This window comes from Streptomyces sp. NPDC058741 (assembly GCF_042746715.1).
Lineage (GTDB): Bacteria > Actinomycetota > Actinomycetes > Streptomycetales > Streptomycetaceae > Streptomyces.
In genome coordinates, this window is sequence record NZ_JBHYQH010000095.1 from 1 (window position 1) to 4,663 (window position 4,663).

The following is a 4,663-nucleotide window of genomic DNA, read 5'->3' on the forward strand; positions in this document are numbered from 1 at the left end:
TGACTGCGCCCGTCCTGGTTCACCGCCGACCCACGCACCACAGCCAGCACCCGATCACCGTCACGCTCCGCGACCGACAACCGCTTCAGCACCAGTACACCCACACCCTCCGACCACCCCGTGCCATCGGCCTGGTCGGAGAAGGACTTGCACCGCCCGTCGGGGGCCAGCCCGTTGAGGCGGGAGAACTCGACGAACGGGGTGGGTGTGGACATGACGGTGACGCCGCCGGCCAGCGCGAGTTCGCACTCGCCCTGGCGCAGCGCCTGGGCGGCGAGGTGAAGAGCGACGAGGGAGGAGGAGCAGGCCGTGTCGACCGTGATGGCCGGGCCCTGGAGGCCCAGCGTGTAGGCGACCCGTCCGGAGACGACGCTGGACGCGTTGCCCGTCCCGACGTAGCCGTCGAGTTCCGCCAGTCCCCGGCCCTGCTGGGTGCTGTAGTCGGACCCCATGGTGCCGAGGTAGACGCCGGTACGGCTCTCGCTCAGCGTCTCGGGCCGGATGCCGGCCCGCTCCAGCGCCTCCCACGACACCTCCAGCACCAGCCGCTGCTGCGGATCCATCGACACCGCCTCACGCGGCGAGATACCGAAGAACCCGGCGTCGAAGTCCTCGGCACCGGCGAGGAAACCGCCCTCCCGGATGTAGCTCTTGCCGACGGCCTCCGGGTCCGGGTCGTACACGTCGAGCGCGTCCCAGCGCTGCGGGAACGGGCCGATGCCGTCCCGTTCCTCGGCCAGGAGCGCCCAGAACGCCTCGGGGGTGTCGATACCGCCCGGCAGGCGGCACGCCATCGACACCACCGCGATCGGCTCCGCCGCGTCGGTCGCCCGCATCGGGCGGCCGGCCGCGGGAGCGGCGGCCGGGGTGAGCTCCATCCGGTCCAGCAGCAGTCCGGCCACGGCCGCCGGGGTGGGGTAGTCGAACGCAAGGGTGGACGGCAGCCGTACGCCCGTGACGGCGGTCAGCCGGCGGCGCAGCTCCACGGCCGTCATGGAGTCCATGCCCAGGTGCTGGAACACCTGCTGTTCGCCGATGCCGTCCTGCCCGGCACCGCCCAGGACGGCGGCAGCCTCCTGCCGCACGAGTGCGAGGAGAGTGGGGAGCCGTTCCTCCTGCGGCAGGGCGGCCAGCCGGTCCCGCACGCCGGACCCGGACCGGGACGGCGTACGCCGTGACGTGGTGCGTACGAGGCCGCGCAGCAGAGGGTGGACGTCTTCGCCCCGGTCGGCCTCGCGCTGCACGGCGGCGAGTTCGAGCCGTACGGGCACCAGCCGGGCCCGGTCACCGGCCAGCGCCTGGTCCAGGGCGCGCAGGCCCTGCCGTTCCGTCAGGGCGCCTATGCCCTGACGGCGGATGCGGGCGAGGTCGGCCCGGCCCAGCCGCGCGGTCATGCCGTCACCGCTCTGCTCCCACATGCCCCAGGACAGGGCGACGGCCGGGCGGCCCTGCCGCCTGAGCCGGGCCGCCAGGGCGTCGAGCCAGGCGTTGGCGGCCGCGTAGTTGCTCTGGCCCGGTCCGCCGAGGACACCGGAGACGGAGGAGAAGAGGACAAGGGCGGACAGGTCGAGGCGGGCGGTGAGGTCCGCCAGGTGGAGGGCGCCTGCGGCCTTGGGGTCCATGACCCGGCGGACGCGGTCCTCGTCCTGGTCGGCCAGCAGCCCGTCGTCGGTGACTCCCGCGAGGTGGAAGACGCCGGTCCAGGGGTGTTCGGGAGCGACGGCGGCCAGCACGGCGGCCAGCTGGTCGCGGTCGGCGACGTCGCACCGGACGACGGACACGGTCTCGGCTCCGGCGTCGGTCAGGTCCCGCACCAGTTCGTCGGCGCCGGGGGCGTCGGCGCCGCGCCGTGAGGTGAGCACCAGGTGGCGCACGCCGTGCGTGTGCACCAGGTGGCGGGCGACGCGCCGGCCGAGTTCGCCGGTGCCGCCGGTGAGGAGCACGGAGCCGTCCGGGTCGAGCCGGTGGGCCGCGTCCGTCTCGTCGACGGTGGGTTCGGGCACGAGCCGCGAGGCCAGCACCTCGCCCGCACGTACGGCGGTCTCCGGCTCGTCGGCCGCGGCGAGGGCGCGGGCGAGGACGTCGGCGTCGAGGTCCCGCGCGTCGAGGTCGACGAGCCGTACCGTCCGCTCGGGGTGTTCGGCGCGCGCGGCGCGGATGAGGCCCCACACCGGGGCGCCGGCCCATCCGTCGAGCGGGTCGGCGGGCGAGGCCGCCACGCTGTCACGGGTGACCCAGACGAGTTCGGTGGACTCCAGTCGTTCGTCGGCGAGCAGGCTCCGGGCCGTCCGCAGGGTGCCGGTCACCGCGGCCAGGGCGGAGGCGTACGCCTCTTCCCCGTCGAGGGCCGTCGCGTCGACGACGAGCCGTGCGGGGGGTTGCTCACCGGCGTCGAGCAGTGCGGTCAGCGCGTCCGTGTCGGGGCAGTGCCGTACGGGGTCCGAGGCGTGGCCGGTGCCGCCGAGGCGGTCGGCGAGGTCTCCGGTGCCGCCCACCACCCAGGTCCGGGTGTGCCCGTCCGCCGGCTTCGGGTGGCGCAGGGCCTGGAAGGCCACGCTGTAGAGGTGTTCCACGGTTCCGCGGACGCGCAGCTGTTCGGCTGTCGCCTCGCGCAGCCGCAGCGCCGCGACCTTCAGCACGAGGCGGCCCGCCGCGTCGGTCGCGTGCAGCGAGGCGGTGGCGTTCGTACGGTCGAGGTCGACCCGCACCCTCAGGGCGGTGCTCTCGGCCACCCGGCATTCCACACCGCTCCAGGCGAAGGGCAGCAGAACGCCCGTGCCCTGCGGGGAGTCCTGGGCTCGCAGCGCGGCGAGCCCGTGCAGGGCGGCGTCGAGCAGGGCCGGGTGGACGCCGTAGTCCGCGGTGCGCAGGTCGTCGGGGAGCCGGACCTCGGCGTACGCGGTGTCCCCCTTGCGCCACAGCTCGGCCAGCCCCTGGAAGGCGGGCCCGTACTGCAGGCCCAGGGTGTGGAAGTCCCGGTAGTAGTCGTCCAGTTCGACGCGTTCCACGTCGGGCGCCGGCCACTGCTGCGGCTCGGGCTCGCCGGTCTGCTCGGCGTGCTCCAGCAGCTCGCCGACGGCGTGCTGCCGCCAGGTGTCGTGGGCGGAGCCCTCGGTACGGCTGTGGATGCCGACCGTGCGCCCCCCGTCGCCGCGCGGGGCCCCGACGACGACCTGGAGCCGGACGGCCTCGTCCAGCACGAGCGGTTCGAGCAGCGTGAGCTCGGCCACCCCCGCCGCGCCGGTGCGGTGCGCGGCCGCGAGAGCCAGCTCCAGCAGACCGGTGCCGGGAACGAGGGCGATGCCGTGGACGACGTGGTCGCGGAGCCAGGGGTGCTCGTTCGGCGACAGTTTGCCGGTGAACAGGTGCCCCTCGCCGTTGGCGAGCACGGTCGCGGCGCCGAGCCACGGGTGCCCCGGGCGCTCGAGCCCGACCGACTCCGGATCGCCGCCGACCTGACCGGCCCTCTCCAGCCAGTGGTGCTCCCGCTGGAAGGCGTACGTGGGCAGCGTCAGCGGGGCGGCGCCGGAGCCGGCGGGGAGGATGTCCTGCCAGGCGAGTTCCTCCCCGGCCACGTGCAGGCCGCCGAGCGCCTGCACGAGCGTGCGGATCTCGTCCGTCCCGCCGGACTCGCCGGCGTCCGACCGCTGCGAGGCCACGAACACACCGTCCCGCTCCGAGCAGGCGGCGCCCATGGCGGAGAGGACGGCGGCGGGCCCGCACTCCAGGAACCGGGTGACGCCCTGCTGCTCGACGGCACGCACGACGTCCAGGAACCGCACCGCGTCGCGCGCCTGGCGCACCCAGTACAGCGGGGAGCGCACTCCCTCACCGGCTGCCAGGTCCTCGTCGGCCCGCAGTCCGGTCACGGACGAGACGAGCGGGACGGCCGGGGCCTGGAAGCGGCAGCTCTCGGCGACCGCCCGGAACTCGGCGAGCATGGCGTCCATGTGGGGCGAGTGGAAGGCGTGGGACACCTCCAGCCGCCGGGTGCGCCTGCCCTGTCCGGCGAAGTGCGCCGTGACGGCCTCCACCGCCGTCCCGTCACCGCTGACGACCGTCTGGGCCGGGCCGTTGAGGCCCGCGATCGAGATCCGGCCGTCGATGCCGGCGAGCACGTCGGTCACGTCCGCTTCGGACGCCTCGACCGACGCCATGGCGCCACCGCGCTCGCACGCCTGCATCAGCCGGCCGCGGGCCGCCACGAGACGTGCCGCGTCGGCCAGGTCCAGGACACCCGCCACGTGCGCGGCCGCCAGCTCGCCGATCGAGTGCCCGGCCACCGCGGCGGGCCGGACGCCCCATGACTGCCACTGGCGGAACAGCGCCACTTCGAAGGCGAACAGCGCGGGCTGCGTGAACTCCGTCTCGTGCACCAGGGCCGCGTCGGCGCTGTCCTCGGCGGCGAGGACCACCTCGGCCAGCGGGCGGCTCAGATGCGGATCGAGAGCGGCGCAGGCCTCGTCGAACGCGTCCCGGAACACCGGCAGCGCCGCGTGGAGGCGGCGTCCCATGCCGATGCGCTGGCTGCCCTGGCCGGTGAACAGCACCGCGGACTCGCCCCGGGTGGCGGTGCCCTGGGTGAGGGCGGGGTGGGGGCGGCCGTCGGCGAGTGCCCGCAGGGCCTCCACCAGCTGGTCGAGGGAGTCGGCCGTCACCGCCG

Annotated in this window: 1 protein-coding gene; it reads right to left on the reverse strand. The window is 75.1% G+C overall.

The features are described from left to right. Positions 1-4,663, reverse strand: a 4,663-nt coding sequence (locus ACFW6P_RS31965; RefSeq protein ID WP_386425765.1) for an SDR family NAD(P)-dependent oxidoreductase, incomplete at both ends; no start/stop codon positions are given.